Genomic DNA, 23,847 nt, shown 5'->3' on the forward strand with positions numbered 1-23,847 from the left:
ATCGATGAATCCTACATCTCAAATTATATTCGTAGTCCAAATCTTACCTTAACTTAACTATGGATTACAGATTTCCTTTAGGGGCCAAAGGAGTGATCTTCACTATTTTACTTTCGCTTATAAGCGGAACCTCCATCCTTGCACAATCTGATTCTGCCAAAAAAAAGATCAGCGTTTCCTACGACCAAGGAAAAATGTCCTCTTTGATTTCCGAAATGGAAATGGAGCATCAGTCCAAACTAAAAAAAATAGGTGAGTTGATAAAATCCAAAGGCATCAGTGCCATGGAAAACAAAACAAACGGTACACAAATCGCGTTAAAGGACATTGGTACCGATGGAACACCCCTATACTACACCACGCTTAACGATCCAGCCTCCCAAACATCAAGGGCACATACCCTTTATGACAAAGGTCTGTTGAACTTGGGACTTACCGGCACCCGTATGGAAGTGGGCGTATGGGATTCTGGGGTTGCGCTTACATCGCATCAAGAATTTGATACACGGGCCATTAATGCGGATAATGCTGTTGAGGTGAGCCTTCACGCTACTTTGGTCACAGGAAACTTGATTTCTGCCGGTGTCGAGCCCAATGCAAAAGGAGTTGCATACGGGGCCCAAGCCCTGACCCACGATTGGAGCAGGGATAAGATTGAAGTTGCCGAAGCCGCCGCGAACGGAATGCTCTTGAGCAACCATTCCTATGGGATTTTGTCGGACAGGGTGCCGGATTGGTATTTTGGGGCTTATATTAAAGTCACACAGGACTGGGACAAGATCATGTACAACGCTCCATATTATTTGATGGTGACCGCAGCGGGCAATGCCCGAACCTCCAACGACAACGAATCTCCAATTTATGGCAAAACTGCTGATGGTTTTGATCTACTATTGGGCTTTACCACCACAAAAAACGGATTGACGGTCGCCGGGGCCAATACTGAAATAGGCAGCAATGGCGAACTTAAAAAAGCCTCTGTTGCCAACTACAGTAGTTTTGGACCTATTGATGACGGGCGTATAAAACCAGACCTTGCCGGCGATGGCGGAAACATTCTCTCCACAAGCTCCGCTACCAATAGCAGTTACCAGGTTTCTGCCGGTACTTCAATGGCTGCACCGGGGGTAACAGGATCATTGTTGTTGTTGCAGCAGTACCACGAAGAGCTTTTTGGCAGTTATATGAAAGCGGCGACCTTAAAGGGGCTTGCGCTTCATACTGCCGACGATGTTGATGCAAAGGGACCCGACTACAAAATGGGCTGGGGAGTAATAAATGCCAAATCTGCGGCAGAAGTCCTTCAGAATAAAGATTTTACCGCTTTAGTGAACGAGGAAAGCCTATCAAACGGTGACACCTATAGCATAACTGTAAATGCAACTGATGGTGTTCCATTGGTGGCTTCGATTTCTTGGACCGACCCAGAATCCGAAACCATTAACCGCGGAGAACTCAACAGTTCCAAGGCGGCTTTGGTGAACGATCTGGATATTAGGATCACCAAGAACGGAGAAACTTATTTTCCTTGGAAGTTGAATCCTGCAAAAGCCAACGATGCTGCTACCAAGGGCGACAATAAAGTTGACCCGTTTGAACGAGTTGAGGTAGACAATGCAAAAGGCACCTACACCATTACAATCTCCCACAAGGGCAGCTTAAAGAACGATTTTCAGGATTTTTCGCTAATAGTTTCGGGAGCCCAGATCTCCAATTGCTCTATCGATATTCCTTCTGATGTTGCATTGGAAAATTCAACCAATGAGAGTACCACTATTACATGGGAAGAAGCAAAGGAAACATTGTTCGAGATCCAGTACAAAAGTATTGATGCTGACAATTGGTCGAACGAATTGATTTGGGACAACAATTTTGAACTTACCACTTTGGAAGAAGGCAAAGTATACGAGGCGCGAGTACGTTCCATTTGTACTGAAAATGCCGTTTCCGAATTTTCTGAAACCATCGAGTTTGAATTTAACGGCGAAGAAACCGTATTGATAGAGAATACGCCCATGTTTGTTCCCCAAGAATTGAACATCTCCATATTCCCAAATCCTGCTGTGGACTATCTAAATGTTGAGGCAGAACTATCCCAAGATGCAGAGTTCTCCATCGTGACGACCTCCGGCAATGTGATCAAAAAAGGGAAGACCGAAGGCTCCATCAATGTATCATCCTTATCATCCGGGTTGTATGTTTTGGTAGTTCAGGATTATTCCGGTATTAAAAGCACCAAGTTTTACAAGAATTAAAGAGAATAAAGATTCAAGAACCAAGACATCAGATGTCAGAAATCAGACCTCTGACTTCTGAAATCTGAAATCTGATCTCCCCATATAAAGTTCGTGATAATCCGTGTAATTCGTGTCTTTTCAATGACCAATCACCAATGGGCAATAAGCAATCAAGTGAGTTATGATAGTTTTAATAAAAAAGAGTCAAAACTTCAAAGCTGGTTGGTCATTTCGAAATGTGGTGCAGCGCACCGATTGAGAAATCTCCTTTGCACTTCGCATCACTAGATTTCTCACATCCGTTCGAAATGACACTCGGAACCTTTTACCCTTCACCTTTTTCCCTTTGGCCAATAGTTCGCGATAATCCGTGTAATTCGTGTCCATTAATGTACAATCAGTAAAATGTCGCTTCGACTCCGCTCAGCGACCGTCAACCGACGTCTGATAGCTGAACCCACCCCGTTTTCTCACTTCTCAATACTAAAATCTCACCTCTCCTAAACCCAAAACCCCCATCCGTCAATTCAAATGGGGCATCCGTCAATTGGTGCCCTTAAAACACCTTCGCTTGCCCTTACTTTGTTGGCATTGATAACTTTAAAAAAGGAATTCCAATGAAAAAATTCAGTATTTGGGCCGTTGCGGCCCTATCGGTTTGCCTGTTCGCGCTTTCCTGCGGCAAGGACGATAGCCCTGACACGCCCAAGACCGGCGATGAAAACCCGACGATAACCAGCTTTACGCCCCTTTCCGGCACCGTGGGCACTTTGGTTACCATCAACGGGACCAACTTTGATGCCACCAAATCCAACAACACCGTAAAGTTCGGAAACGTGGCAGCCAGCGTTACCACAGCCAGTGCCACCAAGCTCGTGGCCGAGGTGCCCGAGGGCGCAGAGACCGCCAAGATATCCGTTACCGTGGGCGGGAAGACCGCTACCAGTAGCGATTCCTTCACCTTTACCGAGGATGTTCCATTGAGCATTGCCCTCAACGAAGAGGCAGTGACGTTATATCCTTACCCCAAATATACCGCTATGTTGGAAGTGACCACCGACATAGGCGAGAACACCGTGGCGTGGAGCAGCAGCGACGAGACTATCGCCACCGTGGACACCGACGGCGTAGTGACCGCATTGAAAATAGGCGAAGCTACCATTACCGCAAACGCGGGCGGAGCGGAAGCCATCTGTACCGTAAGCGTAGTGGACGGACCGGTGACCAAACTGGAACTGGACAAGGAGGGGATGGAGCTCATTGTCGGTGATATCGGGGAGCTCTCCATTTTTGCACTGGAGGCAGACGTAGAGGAGACAAGCACGCCTGTTTGGAGCTCGGACAACACCGATGTGGCCACTGTGGACCAAGAGGGCAACGTTACCGCCGTGGCGGAGGGCCAGGCGACCATTACCGTTACCGTGGACAATGCAAGTGCAACTGCAACTGTGGTTGTTTTGGAGCCTTTGCCAGCAGAAGTCGGCCCTTATGCCGCGGGATACTTGAACAATGGCGAAAAGAATATCGCCACGGTATGGCACAATGGAGAGGTACTTTACGAGCTGAGTGAAAATGTCAGTTCTTGCAATTCGATTTTCGTGAATGACAAGGTATATGTTGCGGGAATAGAATTAAATCCAGATACTTCTCAATTTATGGCCAGGCTTTGGGTGAACGGTAAACCTGTGGAACTAGAGGGTGCTTCCTCCTCATCTTCAGCCGCCCATTCCGTTTATGTGGACAATGGATCGGTTTATGTAGCAGGAGAGTATCTTAATGGTGACCCCGTAGTGTGGAAAGATGGCGTACAGATGGACATAGAGCTAGACAACAATTATAGCAAGGGTGTGGCAAAGGGCGTATTTGTGAGCAACGGAGATGTATACGTAGCCGGGACTTTCTCAGATGGAGGTGTATCGAGTGCCGTATTATGGAAAGATGGTGAAATCAGCTTTTTTGAAGAAGGGGCTTCCGGTGCCAACTCGCTATATGTGGACGGGGACACCGTTTATATGGCAGGCTATTTAGGTAGCGGAAACAGCAGAGAGGCCACGGTTTGGGTTGATAACGTGGCACAGCTTGCTTATGAAGATGTGGTAGACGGGGAGGAATTTAGCGTTGCCAATTCCATTTATGTCCATGACAATAATGTTTATGTGGTGGGCTATCTAAACAAAGGCGGTAATAACTATGGATTTTACTCAAAGGATTTTTTGTTGGTTTTTAATCCATTTACAATTCCTTTGTTGAGTACCTTCACTTCTGTTTATATAGGTTCCTCTGGAACCGATTTTTCAGGTGGATATAGTTCGGACAATACCGCTTTTACGTATTCGATAAGCGAGCAGTTTTACAGTTACGAAATAGATGATTTTGCTAGAATATACTCCGTTTTCCTTAAGGAATAATTAGGTGGGTTAACCATTTATAAGATTAGGCCTTCCGTGCGAGCGGGGGGCTTTTCTTTTTGGTAGATATTAGATGGGAGTATTGAGATTATAGTATTGAGATGTGGGATAAAAGAGCTAAGAATCAAGATATCAGATGTCAGAAGTCTGAGATCAGAAATCAGTATAAAGGTTTGTGGAAATTCGTGGAATTCGTGTCGGTTCAGTAGACGATAAACAATTATCAATTAACAATGGGCGGGTTGGGTGGAATCAAGGCTTCATTTCTTCATAGCAACTTTTGTCATTTCGAAATGAGGTGCGGGGCGCCGATTGAGAAATCTCCCTTGCCCCTCCCATTACAAGATTTCTCACATCCGTTCGAAATGACACCGATTGTGTTGTGTCGCTTCGACTCCACTCAGCGACTGGCTACTGGCTACTGACTTCTGATTTCTGATTTCTGACTTCTGACCTCAGACTACTGACTACTGACTACTGACTACTGACTACTGACTACAAAAAAACTACTTCTTGCGCTTAAACAATGGTACCGAAGAACATGCCTCACCGTACATCACACTTTTCGCAACTTCTTGGATTTTGGCCACCGCCATGAGATAGGCGTTTTCCGGAACAGGTTTGTTGGAACACCCTTTTATGATTACCGGCTTATCAGCGAATTCGCTTACATCCAAGTTTTCCAAAATGGATTGGTAAAGTGCTGTTTCCAAGGTTTCTAAATTTCCTTGAACTATTTTTTTAGCGTAAGGTTGCAATTTGGAGGCAATCAACATAAAGGCCCACCCTGGGATAATAGCATCCGAAGAACATTGTAAGGCCACATAAGCATCTTGATACGTTGACCAATCATGCTCTTCAACATGGGCGCGAAACTCTTTTTCACGCAATATAAAGCCTTCGTAAAGCCAATCCTTAATGTCAAGTACCTTGCGCTCCCCTTTTGGATAATAATCCTCCAGATTGAAGGTAATCAACTTGCTTTGGGCTACTCTGTTTACAATTTCGCTCATTGGATTTGAGTATTGAGATTTGAGTATTGAGATTGTCTAGCTTCTCAATACTAAATTCTAACATCTTTTATAACAGTCCCAGTTCCAGTTTTGCTTCCTCGCTCATCAGTTCTTGGGTCCAAGGCGGGTCAAAGGTGATTTCAACCTCTACATCCTTCAACATGTCGATCGATTTTACTTTCTCCTCAACTTCTACTGGCAAGGTTTCCGCCACAGGGCAATTGGGAGAGGTAAGGGTCATTAAGATTTTCACTTCGTATTCCTCGTTGACGAACACATCGTAAATCAATCCCAATTCGTAAATGTCCACAGGAATTTCTGGATCATATATGGTTTTGAGCACTTTAACGATCTTTTCGCCCAGCTCTTGTGTATCTATGGTGGTTTCTTCGCTCATTCTGAATTTATTTTAACTGTGTTTGATAAGCAACTGCATACAATTTTAGTTGCTTGATCATACTTACCAATCCGTTTGCACGTGTTGGTGACAAATGCTCTTTTAGACCGATTTGATCAATAAACCCCACATTGGCATCGATAATATCCTGTGGTTTTTGGTCGCTGAACGCCCTGATCAAAATGGCTATGATTCCCTTTGTTATAATGGCATCGCTATCAGCCGTAAAAATCAGTTTATCGCCATCCAATTCGGCATGCACCCATACCTTGCTCTGGCAACCTTTTATCAGGTTGTCATCGGTTTTATATTGTACTTCTATCAATGGAAGGGATTTTCCGAGTTCTATCATGTATTCGTAACGCTGCATCCAGTCGTCGAACATGGAAAACTCGTCTACTATCTCTTCCTGTATCTCTTTTATGGTCATGCGATGGTTTTTTCAAAAGTACAACTCGGCAAGTTGCCATTCAAGTCTTTATGATAAAGATAACTTGTCCGCTTATAACAACATGTTCCTGGCGCGCTTTACCCCTTCTACCAACTTGTCCACTTCCTCTTTGGTGTTGTAAAAGCTAAAACTGGCCCTTACCGTTCCCGGAATTTTATAGAAATCCATGATGGGCTGTGCACAGTGGTGCCCTGTTCTAACGGCGATTCCCAATTTGTCCACAATGGTTCCTATGTCGTAGGGATGGGCACCCTCAATATTAAAGGATATCACCGAAGTTTTGTGCGCTGCGGTCCCATAAATCTTTAATCCATCAATAGTGAGCAATTGCTCCGTGGCATATTGCAGGAGCTCATCTTCATACTGGGCAATGGCATCAAATCCGATGTTGTTCATATAATCCAATGCAGCTCCAAAGGCAATACCTCCACAGATGTTGGGGGTTCCAGCTTCAAACTTATGAGGCAAATCGGCATAGGTGGTCTTTTCAAAAGTCACCTCAGCGATCATTTCCCCACCTCCTTGGTATGGAGGCAGTTTTTTAAGCCATTCCTCCTTACCATACAGCATTCCAACACCTGTTGGACCACACATTTTATGGGCGGAAACAGTATAAAAATCCACATCCAATGCCTGTAAATCAGCTTTGATGTGCGGCGCAGCTTGTGCACCATCTACCAATACAGCAGCTCCCACTTTGTGGGCGGCATCAATAATTTCTTCTATCGGGTTGATGGTTCCCAACGCATTGGACACATGGTTGCAAAAGACCAACTTGGTCTTATCTGACAAAAGCTTGTGGTATTCCTCCATCACCAACTCGCCCTCAAGGTTCATGGGAATCACTTTGAGAACTGCACCAGTACGTTCGCACAACATTTGCCAAGGCACTATATTGGAATGGTGCTCCATGGCCGAAACGATGATTTCATCGCCTTTTTTCAAGAATGATATAAAACCGGTAGCCACCAAATTAATACCATGGGTGGTCCCCGAGGTCATGATTACCTCATGGGAATGCGCAATGTTAAAGTGCTTTTGGATTTTTTGGCGTGCCACTTCGTATGCATCGGTCGCTTCTTGTGACAAAGTATGTACCCCACGATGGATATTGGCGTTGTACCCTTGGTAATAATCCACAATGACATCGATTACCTGCTGCGGTGTCTGAGAGGTAGCTGCGTTGTCCAAGTACACCAAAGGCTGCCCATTGACCTCTCTTTGGAGGATGGGAAAGTCTTTTCTAATGGCCTGTATGTCCAAAGTGGTCTCTATCATTGTAAAGTTGAGGTAAAATAGTTCTGCTTAAAGGTCAAACCCCATGCGTACACCCAATTTATCGGCGATAATTTTATTTATTCTCACCTTTAGCTCGGGAATACGAACACTCTCCAATACATTATTGGCAAAAGCGTACATCAACAATGCTTTGGCCTCTTTCTTTGGGATCCCCCTTGATCTCAAGTAAAACATTGCTTCTTCATCCAGCTGACCAATGGTACATCCGTGAGAACATTTTACATCGTCCGCAAAGATTTCCAACTGTGGTTTTGAGTTGATGGTCGACCTATCGCTCAACAAAATATTGTTGTTCTGCTGAAAGGCATCCGTTTTCTGGGCAATTTTGTCCACAATGATCTTTCCATTGAACACTCCTGTGGAACTGTCGCCGAAAATGCCTTTGTAATCCTGGTGGCTCTCACAATTGGGTTGTGCATGGTGCACCAAGGTGTGATGGTCCACGTGCTGTTTGTCGCCCAAAATGGTTACGCCTTTCAGGGTAGAGTCGATTCGCTCCCCGTTCTGATAGAAGTTCAGGTTGTTTCGAATCAATTTTCCTCCCAAAGAGAAGGTATGTACTCTTACTACACTACTATCTTTTTGAGAAATATAGGTGTTGTCGACCAAAGAAGCGGTCGGCGCATCGTTCTGAACTTTGTAGTAGTCCACGATGGCATCTTTGCCCGCGAAAATCTCGGTCACGGAATTCGTGAAGACTTCATTACCGGTCAAACTTTGGTGACGTTCTATAATCTGCACCTCAGCGTTGTCCTCCGCAACAATCAAGTTACGGGGTTGCAACATCAAGGCTGCCTCATTGCCCGTGGCCAAATGCAAGATTTGGATAGGCTTCTTGGGCATTTTGTTCTTTGGGATGTAGATATACGCTCCTTCTTTACTGAACGCTGTGTTCAACGAGGTCAACGACTCATCTTTAGAGGCCGCTTTGTTGAAATATACCTCGATCACCTGTTTGAACATCGGCTTACTGAAGGCAGAGCTCATCAAACAAACATCAACTCCATCGTGTGTTGTTTCGGAGAGGTATGAACTATAAACCCCATCAACAAATACAATCTTGTAGGTATCGATCTCGTGAAGGAAGTATTTTTTTACATCCTTGTATTCCAAAGTGGTCTCTTGCTTTGGAAAGATGCTGAAATCTATCTTTTGCAAGCCTTTCAACGAAGTATATTTCCAAGCTTCGTCCTTTTTGGTAGGGAAGCCCTTGGTCTCAAAATTTTTCATGGCATTGGACCTTTCCTCATGTACTGGATGGTCTAAATCCAGGCCATCTTCAAAAGCCATAAAAGAGGAGACTAATTTTTCCTTTAAATCCATATTTTTTCAGTTATCAGTTGTCAGCTTTCAGCAATACGTGTTCTGAAATCTGACTTCTGAAGTCTTACATCTTTTTTTATACCGCAGCTTCTTCTTTTAACCAATCGTATCCTTTTTCTTCCAATTCCAAGGCCAATTCCTTGGTTCCGGATTTTACGATTTTCCCGTTGTACAATACGTGTACAAAATCGGGAACGATATAGTCCAACAAACGTTGGTAGTGCGTGATCACGATGATAGCGTTGTCCTTGCCACGTAATTTGTTTACACCATTGGCAACTATTCGAAGTGCGTCGATATCCAAGCCTGAATCGGTTTCGTCCAAGATGGCCAGTTTGGGTTCCATCATCGCCATTTGGAAGATTTCGTTACGTTTCTTTTCACCTCCGGAGAACCCTTCGTTCAAGGAACGTGAAAGGAATTTTCTGTCGATTTCCAGCATTTCGGACTTTTCACGAATCTTCTTAAGCATTTCGTTGGCGGGCATATCCTCCAGACCTTGCGCCTTTCTTGATTCGTTGATGGCAGTTTTCATAAAGTTGGTCACCGATACTCCTGGAATTTCCACTGGGTATTGAAATGACAAGAACACTCCTTTGTGGGCTCTTTCCTCTGGAGATAGTTCTTCCAAGTCCTCTCCTTCCAAAAGAATGTTTCCTTCTCCTACTTCAAACTCTTCCTGACCTGCAATTACTTCGGCCAAGGTACTTTTACCGGAACCGTTGGGGCCCATTATGGCGTGCACCTCTCCTGCGTTTACCTTTAGGTCAATTCCCTTAAGAATTTCTTTATCGTCTACGCTTGCGTGTAAATTTTTGATTTCTAGCATGCTGTTCTTCTTCAAATATTATTTATGATGGTGGTAATTTATCCTACTGATCCTTCCAAACTGATTTCCAATAGCTTTTGGGCTTCTACGGCAAATTCCATTGGAAGTTTGTTCAATACTTCCTTACTAAATCCGTTTACGATCAGGGCAATGGCCTTTTCGGTATCGATTCCCCTTTGGTTGCAATAGAAAATCTGGTCTTCCCCAATTTTACTGGTGGTGGCCTCGTGTTCTATCTGTGCAGATTTATTTTTGACTTCTATATATGGGAACGTGTGTGCTCCACAACGGTTACCCATCAACAGGGAATCGCATTGGGAGAAATTCCTTGCATTTTCCGCACGACTGTTCACCTGCACCAATCCGCGGTAGCTGTTTTGCGACTGACCTGCGGAAATACCTTTGGAAATGATGGTACTTTTGGTGTTCTTTCCCAAATGAATCATTTTGGTCCCGGTATCCGCTTGTTGGAAGTTGTTGGTCACTGCGATGGAATAGAATTCTCCAATAGAATAATCCCCCTTCAAAATACACGATGGGTATTTCCATGTTACCGCAGAACCTGTCTCAACCTGTGTCCATGAAATTTTGGCGTGCTTTTCGCACAATCCACGTTTGGTCACAAAGTTGTACACCCCTCCTTTTCCTTCCTTGTTGCCAGGGAACCAGTTTTGAACGGTGGAGTATTTGATTTCCGCATTGTCCAAAGCTATTAGTTCCACAACGGCTGCGTGCAATTGGTTTTCGTCTCGCATAGGTGCGGTACATCCTTCCAAATAACTCACGTAACTGCCTTCTTCTGCCACTACCAAGGTTCTCTCGAACTGGCCTGTTCCCGCTTGATTGATTCGGAAATAGGTGGAAAGTTCCATAGGACACCTTACGCCTTTAGGGATGTAGCAGAAAGACCCATCGGAAAATACTGCTGAATTCAATGCTGCATAAAAGTTATCCTTTTGCGGCACAACGGTTCCGAGATATTTTTTGACTAGTTCAGGGTGTTCCTGAATGGCTTCGGAAATGGAGCAGAAAATAATTCCCTTTTCGGCCAATGTCTTTTTGAAAGTGGTGGCCACGGAAACAGAGTCCATTACGATGTCCACCGCAACACCTGCCAGCTTTTTCTGCTCATCCACGGAGATTCCCAACTTTTTGAAGGTATCCAACAATTCTGGGTCCACCTCGTCCAAGCTATTGTACTTGGGTTTTTTATTGGGTGCGGAATAGTAGGAGATGTCCTGAAAGTCCGGCTTTTTGTAGGTTACGTTGGCCCACTCCGGCTCTTCCATTTCCTTCCAAGCACGAAAAGCTTCCAACCGCCACTCCGTCATCCACTCGGGTTCTTCCTTCTTTTTGGAGATGGCAATAACGATTTCCTCGTTCAATCCTTTGGGAAAGGTGTCCGATTCAATGTCGGTATAGAAACCGTACTCGTACTCTTTGGTCTCCAGTTCTTTTTTTAATTCTTCCTCTGTATAAGCCATATATCTTTAAGTTAGCCAATTACAGGCCTTTTGTCAATGTTTATAGTGAAAAACTTTCTCCACATCCGCAGGTTCTTTGGGCGTTGGGGTTGTTGAACACAAATCCCTTTCCATTTAAACCTCCAGAATATTCCAATGTAGTGCCCACCAAATACAAAAAGCTTTTTTTGTCGACAATGATTCTTACATCATTATCTTCAAAAATCTTATCTGTATCCGTTGCAGAATTGTCAAACGTCAATTCATAAGACAATCCACTGCACCCTCCGCTCTTTACGCCAACACGCACATAATCCTTGGTAGCATTAAAACCTTCCTCGGTCATAAGCGATACCACTTTGTGCCTTGCTGATTCTGAAACCTTAATCATCTTACTTGAATTTAATCTAAATAGCCTACAAATATACTGTATATGTAGGGTTTTACCATGGCAACTAACATTATTATAACGAATGATTCCATAGGTGTTTCTTATGGAAAACAAAGCTGATTTACGGTAAGTCGCATCAATGGCGTATTCCCAACAATTTACTATGATTTTTGATACGCTTTCCCCAAAAAAATTTTATACCCCTCCGGACACCAGAATTTACGATTATCCTCATTATTTTTGCAAAATGCTAGAAGACAAGAATCAAGAACGTACATCTTTGGAAGAATTGGGCGAATTTGGCCTGATCGACCATCTTACCAAAAATTTTGAACTCAAACAACCATCATCCCTTATCGGGGTGGGCGATGATGCCGCTGTTATGGACTACAATGGGAATAAAACCATTGTTTCCACAGACATGCTGGTGGAAGGGGTTCACTTTGACCTGAGCTATATGCCCTTGAAGCATTTGGGCTATAAATCGGTAATGGTCAACCTTTCCGATATTTACGCCATGAACGCCATGGCGACACAGGTCACAGTTTCCTTGGCCATTTCCAACAGGTTTCCTTTGGAAGCGCTCGAAGAATTTTATGAAGGTGTTGCCCTTGCCTGCAAACTGTACAACGTAGATTTGGTCGGTGGAGACACCACCTCATCTACTCGGGGGATGATTGTTAGCGTAACTGCCCTAGGCGTGGCAAAAGAAGATGAGATTGTTTATCGCAAAGGAAGCAAACCCAATGATTTGCTCGTCGTCACCGGAGATTTGGGCGGAGCTTATTTGGGCCTACAAGTTCTTGAAAGAGAGAAAGAAGTCTTTAAGGTAAACCCGAACAGTCAACCCGACCTTGAACCCTATTCGTACATTGTGGAGCGCCAATTAAAACCAGAAGCCAGAAAGGATATCGTGGAGCTACTCAAAAAATTGGAGGTACAACCTACATCTATGATAGATATAAGTGATGGGCTCTCTTCCGAAGTAATTCACTTATGCAAGCACAGCGATATTGGTTGCAATGTTTTTGAAGAAAAAATTCCGTTGGACCCCACAGTGATTTCTGCATCCGAAGAATTTAAGATGGACAGCACAATGATTGCATTGAGCGGTGGCGAGGATTATGAACTATTGTTCACTATTGACCAGGCTGACTTTCCAAAAATAAAAGGGAATCCTAACTTAACGGTGATTGGTCACATGACCGAAAAGAGCGAAGGCGTTCATTTGATTACAAGGGCAGAGACCAAAATTCCTATTACGGCTCAGGGATGGAATTCTTTTAACAAATAAAAAAATCCCGAAAATCAAGGGCATCCCTACATCATGGCATTGGGGCACGCAACCATTAGCAGTAGGTAATTACTTAAGTTTCCGGGATAAGATTTGGGCCTTTTCCTAAAACAAAAAAGGGCTATGCCACTTGGTGGACTACCCTACTTTGTCTTTTTCTGTACATGTCTTCCAGTGTACTGTTTATCTCTTGCATTTGAGGTGTCAGGGCGGAGAGCTTTCCGCTAACATCTGTTGTAACTTGTTTTTGGCAGTGAATGCATTTGTACTCCTTTATGTGATGAGTCACTTTCTTGGAAACCGTGTAATGGTGTCCGAACAAGCTGCAAAAGAATGAAGAAAATTTGTTGCCATGTTGCGTAGTAGTTGTTTTCATAGGCGGGTGGTTTTTGGAGAAAAGCATTGTATTACGAAATGGGGCTTCGAAAAATGCTTACATTGGTTAATGGTAATTTTTTGTTATATAAATTATTTTTGAGATTCAACTTTTTACAGGAACGGATGTTGATAACTTTTTATTTTGTGAATGTATCGAGATAACATTTTTTTCGATGAAATACCTTAAAATCGATTAAAAGTTGCCTTTTTCCGTCCAAAAACGCTTTTGTAAGATACTGTATTGAAAACAAATTATCAACAACCCATCGATAAAAAATCGTTAACCGTCACTGCATTTGCACTCTTTTCCCTGTTTTTTGGAGCGGGTAATCTGGTTTTGCCACCATTGTTGGGATTTAAATCGGGTAATTTATGGTGGCTGGTGGCCTTGGGCTTCTGTATTTCGGGAGCGCTTGTGCCTATTTTAGGGATAGTGGCCCATTCCAAACTACAAGGAACCTTATTCGATTTTGCCAAAAAAGTATCGCCGACCTTTAGTGTTGTGTATTGTTATTTGATTTACGCCATTTCCATTGCTTTGCCATCACCACGGACAGCATCGGTTACGCACGAAATGGCCATCCAGCCCTTTTGGGACTCATCATCGTTACTTACCAGCCTTATCTACTTTATGTTGGTTTTTGTTTTTGCCGTAAATAGAACCAAAGTTTTGGATGCTCTGGGCAAAATATTGACCCCTGGCATCCTTATCATCCTTTTGTTCATTATCATGACCGCCATATTTACTTTGGATTTTGATTTTGCCCCTTCTCATATGAGTCAACCTTTTAGCTCGGGTATTTTGGAGGGTTATCAAACATTTGATGCCATCGGTGCCGTTGTGGTTGGTGCCGTAATCATAATATCGGTCAACATCAAAGAAAAATCTGCATCTTATGAAGAAAAGCGAAAACTTATAGGAAAGGCAGGTCTTTGGGCTGGTGCCGGTCTATTTTTAGTGTATGGAGGACTGATCCTCACCGGAGCCTTGTTTGGGAACTCTTTTGATAATGAAATAACCAGAACAGCACTCTTGCGTGGAATTAGCACAAACACCTTAGGCCAAACAGCCAATCTTTTATTGAGCATATTGGTAAGCCTGGCCTGTTTTACTACTGCTATAGGAATTGTAACAGGAACTTCAGATTTTATAAAAAGTCGGTTCAACGATTCTTTATTGGCATACAGAATTACAGCCTTTATAGGTTGCGTGCTAGGCATTTTGATAGGACAGTTCAATGTTGGTTACATCATCGATGTGGCGGTACCCGCATTGATGTTCATTTATCCCATTACCATTATTTTGATAGTGTTGAACTTTGCCCCTGACAGATACGCTTCCGAAAAAGTGTTCAAGTGGGTCGTTGTCACAACAATCCTATTCAGTATTCCTGATTTTTTGGGAAGTATCGGACTGGGCAAATACGTTTCGCCTTATGTTGATTGGGTTCCTTTGGGACAATATCAAATGGGATGGATTTTGCCTGCATTGATTGTTTTTATCCTCGGAAATTTAGGTAAGAAAAGTTAGAAGGTCGCCCAATATTCAAACCTGTCAGCCACATTGTCCACATCGGTCTTAGGCTGCCCCTCCTTTAAATTCTCCCGCCATTCTGTTCAGGTATGTTTAAGGTTTATAAATTGACCTATAATGCCCACTGGGCAATGAATGGCCCTTAGCTTTTTTAATTGAAAGGTAAATTATTCTTAATCACAACAACAGTATTTGTCACTGTTAGCTTTCTCGAAGCATTCCTTCCCTTCAGTAAATGCGAAATAGGCCAAGCCCAAGGTTCCCAAACTATCTATATAGGGTATTTTGAAAAGTTCATATACGCCACTACTCATCAAAAGAATAATGGACATGTATACACAGACCATGGTGCAATTGGCATCAGCTAAAATCGGTGCAGAATCAAGCTCCCGTCCCACTTTTCTCTTCCACCATACCAAAATCCACATAATGAGTATGGATATGGAGGAAATGATGACACCCCATAAAGTGGTCAGTGGTTTATGACCTGTCCAAATATTGTATATACTCGATACGACAAGACCTACGACCAAAATATAAAAGGCAGTACCTGTAATTTTCAAGGCTGTACGTTCGAACCTATCGCGATCGCTCTCTGGGTTCTTTTGGATGCGCAGCACCATATGGGCAATGCCCAATCCCGAGATGACCTCGATAAAACTGTCCGTTCCAAAACCAAAAAGGGCAAGGCTTTCATCTTCAAAACCGAGATATGTGGAAACTATGCCTTCAGCCACGTTATAAAAAATGGTGAACAAAGCCAAGGCAAACGCACTTCTATACAATTTTACATCTTGGGTCATTGGAAATGTTTCGGTTATCATTTCTTTAGGGACCATGAATTTCCGGGATTCAGGAACAAAAATCAAATGTTTTTCGACTACTTATCGGAATCCCTACTATTCATGGCCATTTTAGCTATATCCCGTGTGATTTTTGTGGGTGAGTTGCAATCACAGTTGCTCAAACCTATCACATAAATATCTTCCTTTGGCAAATAAACTCCCATAGATTTATATCCAAAGATAGACCCGCCGTGCTCAAAGCTTTTTGTACCGTTCAAAGTTTCAACATGCCATCCATAACCATAATCGGTTTGCTCTCCATTGTTCAACCTATAATTGACAAAGGCTTTGTTCATAGTTTCTTTACTGAGCAATACATGGTTTTTGATTGCTTCCTCCCATTTGAGCATATCATCCACAGTGGACATCAACGAACCGGATGCAAAGGGTATAGAATAACTGATATGCCTAGAGTTAGTATATGTCTTTCCTTTACGATAACCCGAAGCTCTGTTAGGTATCACCTTTGAGTGGCTCGCATAGTAGGATGAAGACATTCCCAATTTTTCAAAAATCCGCTGTTCCACAAAATCGCCATAGCTTATCCCCGAAGCCTTTTCAATTATGTATCCTAAAATGACATAACCTGAATTGTTGTATTTGAATTGATCGCCTGGAGCAAAGTCCATTGGCTCGTTTTTAAAAAAATCGATTACCTCCAAGGGCTCCATATCATCGTTGGCAATGGCATTGAGTCCCTTGACGCTTGTAAAACTCTTTATTCCCGAAGTATGGTTCAACAGGTGGTGGATAGTGATTTTATGGCCCCGGGTCGGATAATCAGGGATGTATTTGGTTATTTCATCATCCAAACGGAGCTTTCCTTTTTCCATCAACATTAAAATGGAGATAGCGGTAAACTGTTTGGTCATGGAACCGATTTCGAAAACATTATTTGTCTCCATCGGCACTTGAAGTTCGAGGTCTGCCAATCCAAAAGCCTTTTTGTAAATAATGTCCCCTTTTTTAGCTACCAAAAAAACGGCCCCTGGATTATTATCAGTAAATTTCTCTTTGAGCTTGTTGTCTATTTGGTACGATAGGTCTTGAGCATTCAAACTTAATTGAGACCCTACTAAAACAATAAACCACAAAAGCCCCGCTCCCTTACAAATTCCGATTTTCATTTTTACCTTACGTTTTTCGATTTGTAAGGTATGACGGCACTTTGTCAGAAAAGGTTACAATGTTCAAGGAAATTATTCAGAGCCCCGCTTTTTCTTATTGAAATGGTATATGCCGTAAGCGATAACCACCAAAACCACAAAAGGGAGATAGCTCCCGATGACCACACCTATTTCGTAGGCACTGTCGGGAGCTTCCTCCATCTTTTTTTCAATATCGGATTGTTGAATCAACCAAATTAGATTCATATTGTATCTTTTTTGTCCTTTGGAGCATGCAATGAATAGCAATATCTCGACTGCGCTCGATATGACTATTTATTTGTTCATTAACTCCTCTATCTCCTCAATCTCGATGGGGATGTTGCGCATCAAGTTAAATGGTTCTCCACTTTCTTGAATGACCACATCATCCTCCAAACGGATACCCATTCCCTCTGCCGGAATGTAAATTCCCGGTTCCACCGTAAACACCATATTGGCCTTCATCGGTGTTTTTAATTCGCCGTAGTCGTGTGTATTCAAACCGATATGGTGACTGGTGCCGTGCATAAAGTATTTTTTGTACGCTGGCCAATCTGGGTTTTCATTCTGCACATCGGCCTTGTCCAATAAGCCCAAGCCTATCAATTCGGAAGTCATCAATTTTCCCACTTCTTTGTGGTATTCGGCCCAAATGGCGCCCGGGACCAACATTTTGGTGGCTTCATCCTTAACACGGAGCACGGCGCTGTATACTTCTTTTTGCCTGTCGGTAAATCTTCCATTGGCGGGAATGGTCCGAGTCATGTCGCTGGAATAATTGGCATACTCCGCCGCTAGGTCCAACAAAATCATGTCACCATCCTTCACTTCTTGGTTATTCTCCAAATAGTGCAGAACGTTTGCATTGTTTCCAGAAGCGATAATCGGACTATATGCGAAACCTTTGGAACGGTTACGGACAAACTCATGCAGGAACTCGGCTTCCATTTCGTGCTCCCAAACGCCCGGTTTCACAAACTCCAATATACGCCTGAATCCTTTCTCTGTAATGTCGCATGCCTTCTGCATCAACTCTATTTCTTCCGGCTCCTTTACCCCCCGAATACTCTGCAAAATGGGGTTGCTCTTTGCCAATTGGTGCGCAGGGTATTCTTTCTTGCATTTTTCTATGAAACGATCTTCACGTGTCTGCGTTTCCACCGCTTGGCGGTAATGCTCGTTAGTGTTGAAATATATTGTATCCGCTTCTGTCATCAAGTCAAAAAAGATCTTGTCAAAATCGGTGAGCCAATACACGGTTTGTATTCCCGATACCTCGGTGGCTTTTTCCTTGGTAAGCTTTGCGCCTTCCCAAACAGCGATATGGTCGTTGGTTTCCCTAACAAACAGAATCTCCCTATGTTTTGAGTCCATAGCATCGGGGAACAATAACAAAATAGTTTCTTCCTGGTCCGCACCGCTCAGATAAAATAGATCACGGTCCTGTTCAAACGGCAAGGTGCTATCGGCCCCAATGGGGTAGATGTCGTTGGAGTTGAATATCGCAATGCTCTTGGGCCGCATATGGGCCATAAATTTCTTACGGTTTTTCACAAAAAGATTACTGTCTATCTGGAAGTATTTCATAGTTGTATTTTGATTTCCCCAAATTTAGGTAATTGCGTTACCGAAGACAAATTCTTACCTTCCATATCAAATTGAAAAAATGCAACTCAACCTAAGCATACCTGCCTTACTTTTTCCCGCTATTTCCTTGACCATGTTGGCCTATAATGCTAGGTACTTGGCCATTGCCGCGCTCATCCGGCAATTGCACAAACAGTTCGAAGAAACCTCTGCCCAGCCCTTAAAACAACAGATCAATCAATTAAGAAACCGGCTAAGCATTATAAAGAACATGCAAGCTTCGGCCATTATCAGCTTTTTATTGGCGGCGGTCACGATGTTCCTTGTATATGTGGAGATGGAGGTTTGGGCCAACATTATTTTTGGTATAAGTCTGATTTTTCTCATGATTTCGCTGATTCTCTCACTTTTAGAGGTTCAACTTTCTACCAAAGCCCTTGGCATTCAGTTGAAGAATATGGAAAAATAATAAGCTATTTAAACAAGGTGTGTAGGAATACTTCTTCGTGCGCTCAGTGCTTAAAAATCAACCGTCAATTGAAAAGGGCCTTGTACCAATTCTAAAGGGTCATTGGTAAACCCGATTCAAATAAAACTTCTGCTTACATCTACTTTTGCGCATAAATTTTATACATAATATAGAGAAAGATTATGCAGCGCGTTAGGGAGTTGGAGTTTTTCAAAAAAATAAAACAGATCAGGGAGTATGAGTTTGGGACCTTCTATTTTTTCGATGGTTTGGTCATTTCAGAAATGAACGAAGGTGAAACTTTTAATTGGGACATAGCGGAAACCATAATTAAAGTTGCTTACGAAGTTTTGGGAAAGGACAAACCCATTGCCTATATCAGTAATCGCATCCATAATTATTCGGTAGTGCCCACAGATTGGCTAAAGTTTTATAAACATCGCCACAAATTGGAATTTTATTCCATTGTAGCCTACAACAATAGTGGATTGACGAGCGTGATTTTAGAAAAGTTATTTTTTAAGGATAAAATACGTCAGTTTTCCAATCTTGAAGACGCCATTAAATGGAGTCTGGCCAAAGTGAGCGATGAAATAGACTTATCTGCTTAGAACCCTTTCACTATCTACCTCGTTTTGCATTTTTCTCCACAAATTGAACAATGGTTTTGGCCACGTTTACACCAGTGGCCGCCTCAATTCCTTTTAAGCCCGGCGAGGCGTTTACCTCAATAAGCAAAGGGCCGTTTTTGGAACGGATCAAATCCACTCCGGCCACACCCAGCCCCAAATGTTTGGTAGCATTGATGGCGATGAATTTTTCACGGGGCGTCAACTGCACTTTTTGAGTCTCGGCACCACGGTGCACATTCGACCTAAAATCGTCCAGACCGCTGGTCCGCTTCATACTGGCCACAATTTTGTTGTCCACGACCACAATCCTGAGATCTTCCCCATTGGCCTCTTCAATATACTCCTGCAACAAAATACTGGTGCTCATGTTATACAATGTATCTATGACGGACTTGGCAGATTTTTTGCTTTCGGCCAAAATAACACCCTTGCCCTGGGTGCCTTCCTGTAGTTTGATGATCACCGGGGCTCCGCCCAAAAGCTCAATCTGGTGCTCCACATTATTGGGGTTGATGGAAAACACCGTTTTTGGCACTGGAATTCCTTTCTTGAACATCATTTGCAAAGTGGAAACCTTGTTCCTGGCCCGAATGATTCCAAGAGACTTTGCCGTACTGAATATATTGTTCATCTCGAATTGCTTCACTATCGCAGCACCATGTCTTGTAACTGTGGTTCCGATTCTTGGCACAACTGCATCAAACTCATCGGTAATGTTGTCGGCTTCATAAAAAATCTGGGGCTTTTCTCCTCCCAACTGTACGGAACACTTGGTGTGGTCTATATGCTCCACATAATGGCCTGCTTTTTCAAACTCCTCGGCAATCCTGGAAGTGGAATACACGTTGAGGCTTACGGAAAGTAGGGCAATGTCCATTGATATTATAAATTTTATCCAAATTCGAACAATTATTTGGATTTTCCTTTTACCAGCCGTTTTTCTTTTGATGCAAGAGGGTTATACCGTAAGTTTAGGCAGGTTCATAATTACCGTTGTTCCCAGTGCCTTTCCAGTTTCTTCGTCTTTTATATCGTAAATGGTATAGCTGAAATCCTCGTGGTATTTTTTGGAAAAAAAATCCAATCTATCCTGAACGATGGTCAATCCCAAGGATTGCCCCTTCAAGGGATTTTGGCGGTTTTTAAGACGGGATGCTTCCCGCCCAACACCGTTATCCTCAACGATAACCGTAAGACAACCCCCTTCATCGGTTTCTTGGACTTTAATGACCAACTGTTTTTTGCCTTTTTTTGTGGTAAGTCCGTGCCAAATGGAATTTTCCACAAAGGGTTGAAGTATGAGGGAGGGAATTAAAATATCATCTGGAGCTATTCCTTCATCAATTTCAGCATTGTACTCAATGTTGTTTTTGAATCGGTCACTTTCAATTTCTGTGTACATTTCAATAATGTCCAACTCCTCTTTTAAGGTCACAAGGTCTTTTCTTGAACTTTCCAAGATGCCGCGTATCAGTTTGGAGAACCTGCCCAGATAATAAATGGCCTTCTCTTGGTCGTTTTCTATTAGATAGGATTTAATGGAATTGAGCGCGTTGAAAATAAAATGAGGGTTCATTTGACTTCGTAAAGCATCGAGCTTGAGCTGTGCGAACCTATTTTCCATTTTCATGGTAAGTTTTTCGGTCCGCTCCCTTTGGGCCTCCGAACTAAGACCCTCTATTTCTGCTTTGGTCTGTAAGAGCTCATCCGATAGGGTTCGGTTGATACTCTCCTTGATCACTTGGTTTTCCTCCAATTGCTCAATATATTTTTTCTGTACATGGGCCTTATCCCTGTAGACCATTTTTTGCTCCAGTCCGATGGCCAGGGCAAACAATAAGCTTTCAAGCAGTACACCAAGATAAAAGATGTACAATGTTTCGTCGCTGGCCCTACTTTCTTCAAAAGAATACAGGGTGATGATAAGATACGAAACAAAAAGCGCCGACATGCCCGAGAGAATATACCACTTGATGATACGGTCTTGTTTGAGAACCAAATAGAACCCTCCCACAAAAACGATCAGGCTCATGGGCAAAAAGAAGAATCCATGGAAATAATCGATTAAATAAGACCTGGGATTCATCAATTGGACGGCCCATAAGACCAAATATAACGGCGCGACCCCCAAATAGGCCCGGTATGCCCATTTAACAAATTTTGGATGGTCGTTCTTGAGCTGCATGATATCCAGGACAAAAAAGCTGAACAGCATAGAGGCAAACAATTGTGTGGGGTAATGTACCCATGCTACAAAAGTTCTTCCTGCAGACCTGTGGAAAAATTCCGAGAAAAAGACACCTTCCACATATTTCATCAAGGTGATGCCGGTAACCAAGGCATATAGGGAGTAAAAAAGGTAAAACCGCTTCTTGTGCTGAAAAAACTGAATCAGAAAGAAAACAAAAAGATAGAACAGTACGGAAACCACAAGGAACCCAAATCCATTCTGGTTACTTTCCTTGAAAAAGTCTGTCAAATTTTTCAGCATAAAGTCATCTTAGCTCATCTTGTTTAAAAAAGCCTCTTTTTTGGTTCTAGAAACGGGTATTTTCTTTTGGTTCAACAATACCAAATATCCATCGGACCGTAAATACTCCTTCACCTTGAGCAAATGAACAATATAGGAATTATGTACCCTGAAGAACATTCGGTTGGGAAGCATGTCCTCCAGCTCCTTCAATTTTTTTGATACCAACAACTCTTCTCCCGATTCCAAAAAGGTTTTTGAATAATTCCCGTCCGATTCGCAATACACGATTTCGTTCACACGCAGGAACAAGATTTTTCCACTTACAGGAATCTGAACAATCTGTGGTGAACTTGCCCGGGAAAGGGCTTCAAAAGTCTGTTCAAATTGGTGTTTAAAATTTTGTGCACCGTTCAATTTTTTCAGCTTTTCCACAACGCCCAAAATATCATCTTGATCTACCGGTTTCAAAAGGTAATCCACCGCACTCTCTTTAATTGCCCTGATGGCATATTGATTGTACGCTGTAGTGATTACAACGGCGAAGTTGCGGTATTCCAATTTTTCCAAAAGGGAAAACCCGCTCATTTCGGGCATTTCAATATCCAAAAAAACGCAATCGGGCTTTAAATAGTTGATTCCAGATATGGCCTCTACCGGGGAGGTAAACGTTTCAATGATCGAGATAAAGTCCGAGTGTTTTCTCAATTCCCAAGAAAGGCTATTGATGGCAGCCAACTCGTCATCCACAATAATTACCCTCATGATGGTTTCTTCTTTGTTCCAAATTATAACTTGAATCGTTATAAAACCCACCTATAGTGATGTTTAACATAAAATGGTGTATAAGATGCATATATGCTGTACAGATGGTAAAACTTACCTAAAAAAGAATGTAATACTCCATCGGTAACAGAAAACCATCGATCAGCATAATCATACATACATATAGTAAGGAGCGAGTTCTTGAGCTGGTCAATCCATTCTAATTTGCCAGTTGAAACCCAAAAAATTTAAACATGAAAACAAGTGAATTATCAATTAAAACATTCTTTTTAACAGCAATGTCGGTCGCATTGATCGTCTCTTGCTCATCAGAAGATGGTGAGGATGGTGCCGTTGGACCTCAAGGGCCTCAAGGTGAACAAGGAGTCGCAGGGCCTGCCGGAGCCCAAGGTGAACAAGGGGAGCAAGGGGAAACAGGTACTGCCAATGTGATATACTCGGATTGGATAGCATCCGAATTTGGTGGTCTTGCTGCAGCCGAAGAATCCGACCAATTGTTGGTTTCCTTTGGATTAGCTGAATTCAACAATGCAAACGACGTTCTCCTTGTCTATGGAAGACATGAAATCAATGTAATATCAAACGAGGTCTATCAATTGCCCTTTGAGCTAGTTTCCCAAAATGAAATATATAGGTATAGATTAAACCAAGGTTCAGGTTTCATAGCACTATATGCAGAAGCAGTGACCTCTGATGGAGGAACCAACGTGTTTACCTATTTTGATGACTTCAGGTATGTACTCATTCCCGGCGGGGTATCTGCTCCTGATAAATCTGCTTCAAGTGCTGTGGATTATTCTAAAATGAGCTACGAACAAGTCATCGAATATTTCAACATTCCTGAATAATCAGGTATCATAAAGTTCCCCCTAATTCAAAACATACCTATTATT

At 42.7% G+C, this 23,847-nt stretch carries 23 protein-coding genes; 7 read left to right on the forward strand and 16 right to left on the reverse strand.

Annotated elements, in window-relative coordinates:
- The first annotated feature begins 59 nt into the window (after positions 1 to 59).
- Positions 60 to 2,255, forward strand: a complete 2,196-nt coding sequence (locus DCK90_RS07270; protein WP_108245521.1) for a S8 family serine peptidase — start codon at positions 60 to 62, stop codon at positions 2,253 to 2,255.
- Between the two features lie 599 nt (positions 2,256 to 2,854).
- A complete protein-coding gene (locus DCK90_RS07275; RefSeq protein ID WP_108245522.1) occupies positions 2,855 to 4,645 on the forward strand; it encodes an Ig-like domain-containing protein in 1,791 nt (596 codons plus the stop codon).
- Positions 4,646 to 5,151: 506 nt separating this feature from the next.
- Here DCK90_RS07275 and DCK90_RS07280 read toward each other — a convergent pair.
- The 8 genes from DCK90_RS07280 to DCK90_RS07315 form a co-directional block, all read right to left on the reverse strand.
- Complete coding sequence (locus tag DCK90_RS07280; protein ID WP_108245523.1) at positions 5,152 to 5,658, reverse strand: DUF2480 family protein; 507 nt, start codon at positions 5,656 to 5,658, stop codon at positions 5,152 to 5,154.
- Between the two features lie 67 nt (positions 5,659 to 5,725).
- Positions 5,726 to 6,055 (reverse strand): iron-sulfur cluster assembly protein, encoded by a 330-nt coding sequence (locus DCK90_RS07285; RefSeq protein WP_108245524.1) that lies wholly within the window; start codon positions 6,053 to 6,055, stop codon positions 5,726 to 5,728.
- 7 nt (positions 6,056 to 6,062) lie between these two features.
- Positions 6,063 to 6,485, reverse strand: a complete 423-nt coding sequence (locus DCK90_RS07290; protein WP_108245525.1) for a SufE family protein — start codon at positions 6,483 to 6,485, stop codon at positions 6,063 to 6,065.
- 72 nt (positions 6,486 to 6,557) lie between these two features.
- Positions 6,558 to 7,784 carry an aminotransferase class V-fold PLP-dependent enzyme gene (locus tag DCK90_RS07295; RefSeq protein ID WP_108245526.1) on the reverse strand — a complete coding sequence of 409 codons (1,227 nt, stop codon included), beginning with the start codon at positions 7,782 to 7,784 and terminating at the stop codon, positions 6,558 to 6,560.
- Positions 7,785 to 7,811: 27 nt separating this feature from the next.
- Complete coding sequence (gene sufD, locus DCK90_RS07300) at positions 7,812 to 9,128, reverse strand: Fe-S cluster assembly protein SufD (protein ID WP_108245527.1); 1,317 nt, start codon at positions 9,126 to 9,128, stop codon at positions 7,812 to 7,814.
- 76 nt (positions 9,129 to 9,204) lie between these two features.
- A complete protein-coding gene (sufC, locus tag DCK90_RS07305) occupies positions 9,205 to 9,957 on the reverse strand; it encodes a Fe-S cluster assembly ATPase SufC (protein WP_108245528.1) in 753 nt (250 codons plus the stop codon).
- A gap of 38 nt (positions 9,958 to 9,995) precedes the next feature.
- Positions 9,996 to 11,441 (reverse strand): Fe-S cluster assembly protein SufB, encoded by a 1,446-nt coding sequence (gene sufB, locus DCK90_RS07310; protein ID WP_108245529.1) that lies wholly within the window; start codon positions 11,439 to 11,441, stop codon positions 9,996 to 9,998.
- A 40-nt stretch (positions 11,442 to 11,481) separates the two neighbouring features.
- Positions 11,482 to 11,811 (reverse strand): HesB/IscA family protein, encoded by a 330-nt coding sequence (locus DCK90_RS07315; RefSeq protein WP_108245530.1) that lies wholly within the window; start codon positions 11,809 to 11,811, stop codon positions 11,482 to 11,484.
- A gap of 247 nt (positions 11,812 to 12,058) precedes the next feature.
- Between DCK90_RS07315 and thiL the strand changes: the two genes are divergently transcribed.
- On the forward strand, positions 12,059 to 13,105 hold the full coding sequence (gene thiL / locus DCK90_RS07320) for a thiamine-phosphate kinase (protein WP_108245933.1): 1,047 nt from the start codon (positions 12,059 to 12,061) through the stop codon (positions 13,103 to 13,105).
- A 121-nt stretch (positions 13,106 to 13,226) separates the two neighbouring features.
- On the opposite strand, the gene DCK90_RS07325 is transcribed toward thiL, so the two are convergent.
- The gene (locus DCK90_RS07325) at positions 13,227 to 13,481 is read right to left on the reverse strand and encodes a hypothetical protein (RefSeq protein ID WP_108245934.1); all 255 of its coding nucleotides are present in this window, start codon (positions 13,479 to 13,481) and stop codon (positions 13,227 to 13,229) included.
- Between the two features lie 243 nt (positions 13,482 to 13,724).
- Between DCK90_RS07325 and brnQ the strand changes: the two genes are divergently transcribed.
- Complete coding sequence (brnQ, locus tag DCK90_RS07330) at positions 13,725 to 15,014, forward strand: branched-chain amino acid transport system II carrier protein (protein ID WP_108245531.1); 1,290 nt, start codon at positions 13,725 to 13,727, stop codon at positions 15,012 to 15,014.
- Between the two features lie 176 nt (positions 15,015 to 15,190).
- On the opposite strand, the gene DCK90_RS07335 is transcribed toward brnQ, so the two are convergent.
- The 4 genes from DCK90_RS07335 to DCK90_RS07345 all read right to left on the reverse strand — a co-directional run bounded on the left by DCK90_RS07335 (position 15,191) and on the right by DCK90_RS07345 (position 18,597).
- Positions 15,191 to 15,856, reverse strand: a complete 666-nt coding sequence (locus tag DCK90_RS07335; RefSeq protein ID WP_234414674.1) for a cation transporter — start codon at positions 15,854 to 15,856, stop codon at positions 15,191 to 15,193.
- A 41-nt stretch (positions 15,857 to 15,897) separates the two neighbouring features.
- Positions 15,898 to 16,989, reverse strand: coding sequence for a serine hydrolase domain-containing protein (locus DCK90_RS07340; protein ID WP_108245532.1), 1,092 nt, complete (start codon positions 16,987 to 16,989; stop codon positions 15,898 to 15,900).
- Between the two features lie 72 nt (positions 16,990 to 17,061).
- Positions 17,062 to 17,235 carry a hypothetical protein gene (locus tag DCK90_RS17055; protein ID WP_199912664.1) on the reverse strand — a complete coding sequence of 58 codons (174 nt, stop codon included), beginning with the start codon at positions 17,233 to 17,235 and terminating at the stop codon, positions 17,062 to 17,064.
- 69 nt (positions 17,236 to 17,304) lie between these two features.
- Complete coding sequence (locus DCK90_RS07345; RefSeq protein ID WP_108245533.1) at positions 17,305 to 18,597, reverse strand: aminopeptidase P family protein; 1,293 nt, start codon at positions 18,595 to 18,597, stop codon at positions 17,305 to 17,307.
- Between the two features lie 79 nt (positions 18,598 to 18,676).
- Here DCK90_RS07345 and DCK90_RS07350 point away from each other — a divergent pair, with 79 nt between their 5' ends.
- Positions 18,677 to 19,066, forward strand: a complete 390-nt coding sequence (locus tag DCK90_RS07350; RefSeq protein WP_108245534.1) for a DUF2721 domain-containing protein — start codon at positions 18,677 to 18,679, stop codon at positions 19,064 to 19,066.
- A gap of 182 nt (positions 19,067 to 19,248) precedes the next feature.
- Entirely contained in the window at positions 19,249 to 19,677 is a 429-nt protein-coding gene (locus tag DCK90_RS07355; protein ID WP_108245535.1) for a hypothetical protein, read from the forward strand.
- 10 nt (positions 19,678 to 19,687) lie between these two features.
- On the opposite strand, the gene DCK90_RS07360 is transcribed toward DCK90_RS07355, so the two are convergent.
- From DCK90_RS07360 to DCK90_RS07370, 3 genes are all read right to left on the reverse strand, one after another.
- The gene (locus tag DCK90_RS07360; protein WP_108245536.1) at positions 19,688 to 20,575 is read right to left on the reverse strand and encodes a RimK family alpha-L-glutamate ligase; all 888 of its coding nucleotides are present in this window, start codon (positions 20,573 to 20,575) and stop codon (positions 19,688 to 19,690) included.
- Positions 20,576 to 20,656: 81 nt separating this feature from the next.
- A complete protein-coding gene (locus tag DCK90_RS07365) occupies positions 20,657 to 22,189 on the reverse strand; it encodes a histidine kinase (RefSeq protein ID WP_108245537.1) in 1,533 nt (510 codons plus the stop codon).
- Between the two features lie 9 nt (positions 22,190 to 22,198).
- The gene (locus tag DCK90_RS07370) at positions 22,199 to 22,933 is read right to left on the reverse strand and encodes a LytR/AlgR family response regulator transcription factor (protein ID WP_159075787.1); all 735 of its coding nucleotides are present in this window, start codon (positions 22,931 to 22,933) and stop codon (positions 22,199 to 22,201) included.
- Positions 22,934 to 23,187: 254 nt separating this feature from the next.
- Here DCK90_RS07370 and DCK90_RS07375 point away from each other — a divergent pair, with 254 nt between their 5' ends.
- The gene (locus DCK90_RS07375) at positions 23,188 to 23,802 is read left to right on the forward strand and encodes a collagen-like protein (protein ID WP_108245539.1); all 615 of its coding nucleotides are present in this window, start codon (positions 23,188 to 23,190) and stop codon (positions 23,800 to 23,802) included.
- The last annotated feature ends 45 nt before the right edge of the window (positions 23,803 to 23,847 follow it).

Origin of the sequence: Muricauda brasiliensis (genome assembly GCF_003057865.1) — a bacterium.
GTDB lineage: Bacteria > Bacteroidota > Bacteroidia > Flavobacteriales > Flavobacteriaceae > Flagellimonas > Flagellimonas chongwuensis.

Excerpts from the sequence above, each read along its gene's own strand:
- DCK90_RS07360 (WP_108245536.1), bottom strand. The coding sequence starts at position 20,575 with ATGGACATTGCCCTACTTTCCGTAAGCCTCAACGTGTATTCCACTTCC.
- DCK90_RS07355 (WP_108245535.1), top strand. The coding sequence starts at position 19,249 with ATGCAGCGCGTTAGGGAGTTGGAGTTTTTCAAAAAAATAAAACAGATC.
- DCK90_RS07290 (WP_108245525.1), bottom strand. The coding sequence starts at position 6,485 with ATGACCATAAAAGAGATACAGGAAGAGATAGTAGACGAGTTTTCCATG.
- DCK90_RS07345 (WP_108245533.1), bottom strand. The coding sequence starts at position 18,597 with ATGAAATACTTCCAGATAGACAGTAATCTTTTTGTGAAAAACCGTAAG.
- thiL (WP_108245933.1), top strand. The coding sequence starts at position 12,059 with ATGCTAGAAGACAAGAATCAAGAACGTACATCTTTGGAAGAATTGGGC.
- sufC (WP_108245528.1), bottom strand. The coding sequence starts at position 9,957 with ATGCTAGAAATCAAAAATTTACACGCAAGCGTAGACGATAAAGAAATT.
- DCK90_RS17055 (WP_199912664.1), bottom strand. The coding sequence starts at position 17,235 with ATGAATCTAATTTGGTTGATTCAACAATCCGATATTGAAAAAAAGATG.
- DCK90_RS07270 (WP_108245521.1), top strand. The coding sequence starts at position 60 with ATGGATTACAGATTTCCTTTAGGGGCCAAAGGAGTGATCTTCACTATT.
- DCK90_RS07315 (WP_108245530.1), bottom strand. The coding sequence starts at position 11,811 with ATGATTAAGGTTTCAGAATCAGCAAGGCACAAAGTGGTATCGCTTATG.
- DCK90_RS07280 (WP_108245523.1), bottom strand. The coding sequence starts at position 5,658 with ATGAGCGAAATTGTAAACAGAGTAGCCCAAAGCAAGTTGATTACCTTC.
- DCK90_RS07340 (WP_108245532.1), bottom strand. The coding sequence starts at position 16,989 with ATGAAAATCGGAATTTGTAAGGGAGCGGGGCTTTTGTGGTTTATTGTT.
- DCK90_RS07285 (WP_108245524.1), bottom strand. The coding sequence starts at position 6,055 with ATGAGCGAAGAAACCACCATAGATACACAAGAGCTGGGCGAAAAGATC.
- DCK90_RS07365 (WP_108245537.1), bottom strand. The coding sequence starts at position 22,189 with ATGCTGAAAAATTTGACAGACTTTTTCAAGGAAAGTAACCAGAATGGA.
- DCK90_RS07375 (WP_108245539.1), top strand. The coding sequence starts at position 23,188 with ATGAAAACAAGTGAATTATCAATTAAAACATTCTTTTTAACAGCAATG.
- DCK90_RS07335 (WP_234414674.1), bottom strand. The coding sequence starts at position 15,856 with ATGGTCCCTAAAGAAATGATAACCGAAACATTTCCAATGACCCAAGAT.
- DCK90_RS07295 (WP_108245526.1), bottom strand. The coding sequence starts at position 7,784 with ATGATAGAGACCACTTTGGACATACAGGCCATTAGAAAAGACTTTCCC.
- DCK90_RS07275 (WP_108245522.1), top strand. The coding sequence starts at position 2,855 with ATGAAAAAATTCAGTATTTGGGCCGTTGCGGCCCTATCGGTTTGCCTG.
- DCK90_RS07350 (WP_108245534.1), top strand. The coding sequence starts at position 18,677 with ATGCAACTCAACCTAAGCATACCTGCCTTACTTTTTCCCGCTATTTCC.
- sufB (WP_108245529.1), bottom strand. The coding sequence starts at position 11,441 with ATGGCTTATACAGAGGAAGAATTAAAAAAAGAACTGGAGACCAAAGAG.
- DCK90_RS07370 (WP_159075787.1), bottom strand. The coding sequence starts at position 22,933 with ATGAGGGTAATTATTGTGGATGACGAGTTGGCTGCCATCAATAGCCTT.
- sufD (WP_108245527.1), bottom strand. The coding sequence starts at position 9,128 with ATGGATTTAAAGGAAAAATTAGTCTCCTCTTTTATGGCTTTTGAAGAT.
- DCK90_RS07325 (WP_108245934.1), bottom strand. The coding sequence starts at position 13,481 with ATGAAAACAACTACTACGCAACATGGCAACAAATTTTCTTCATTCTTT.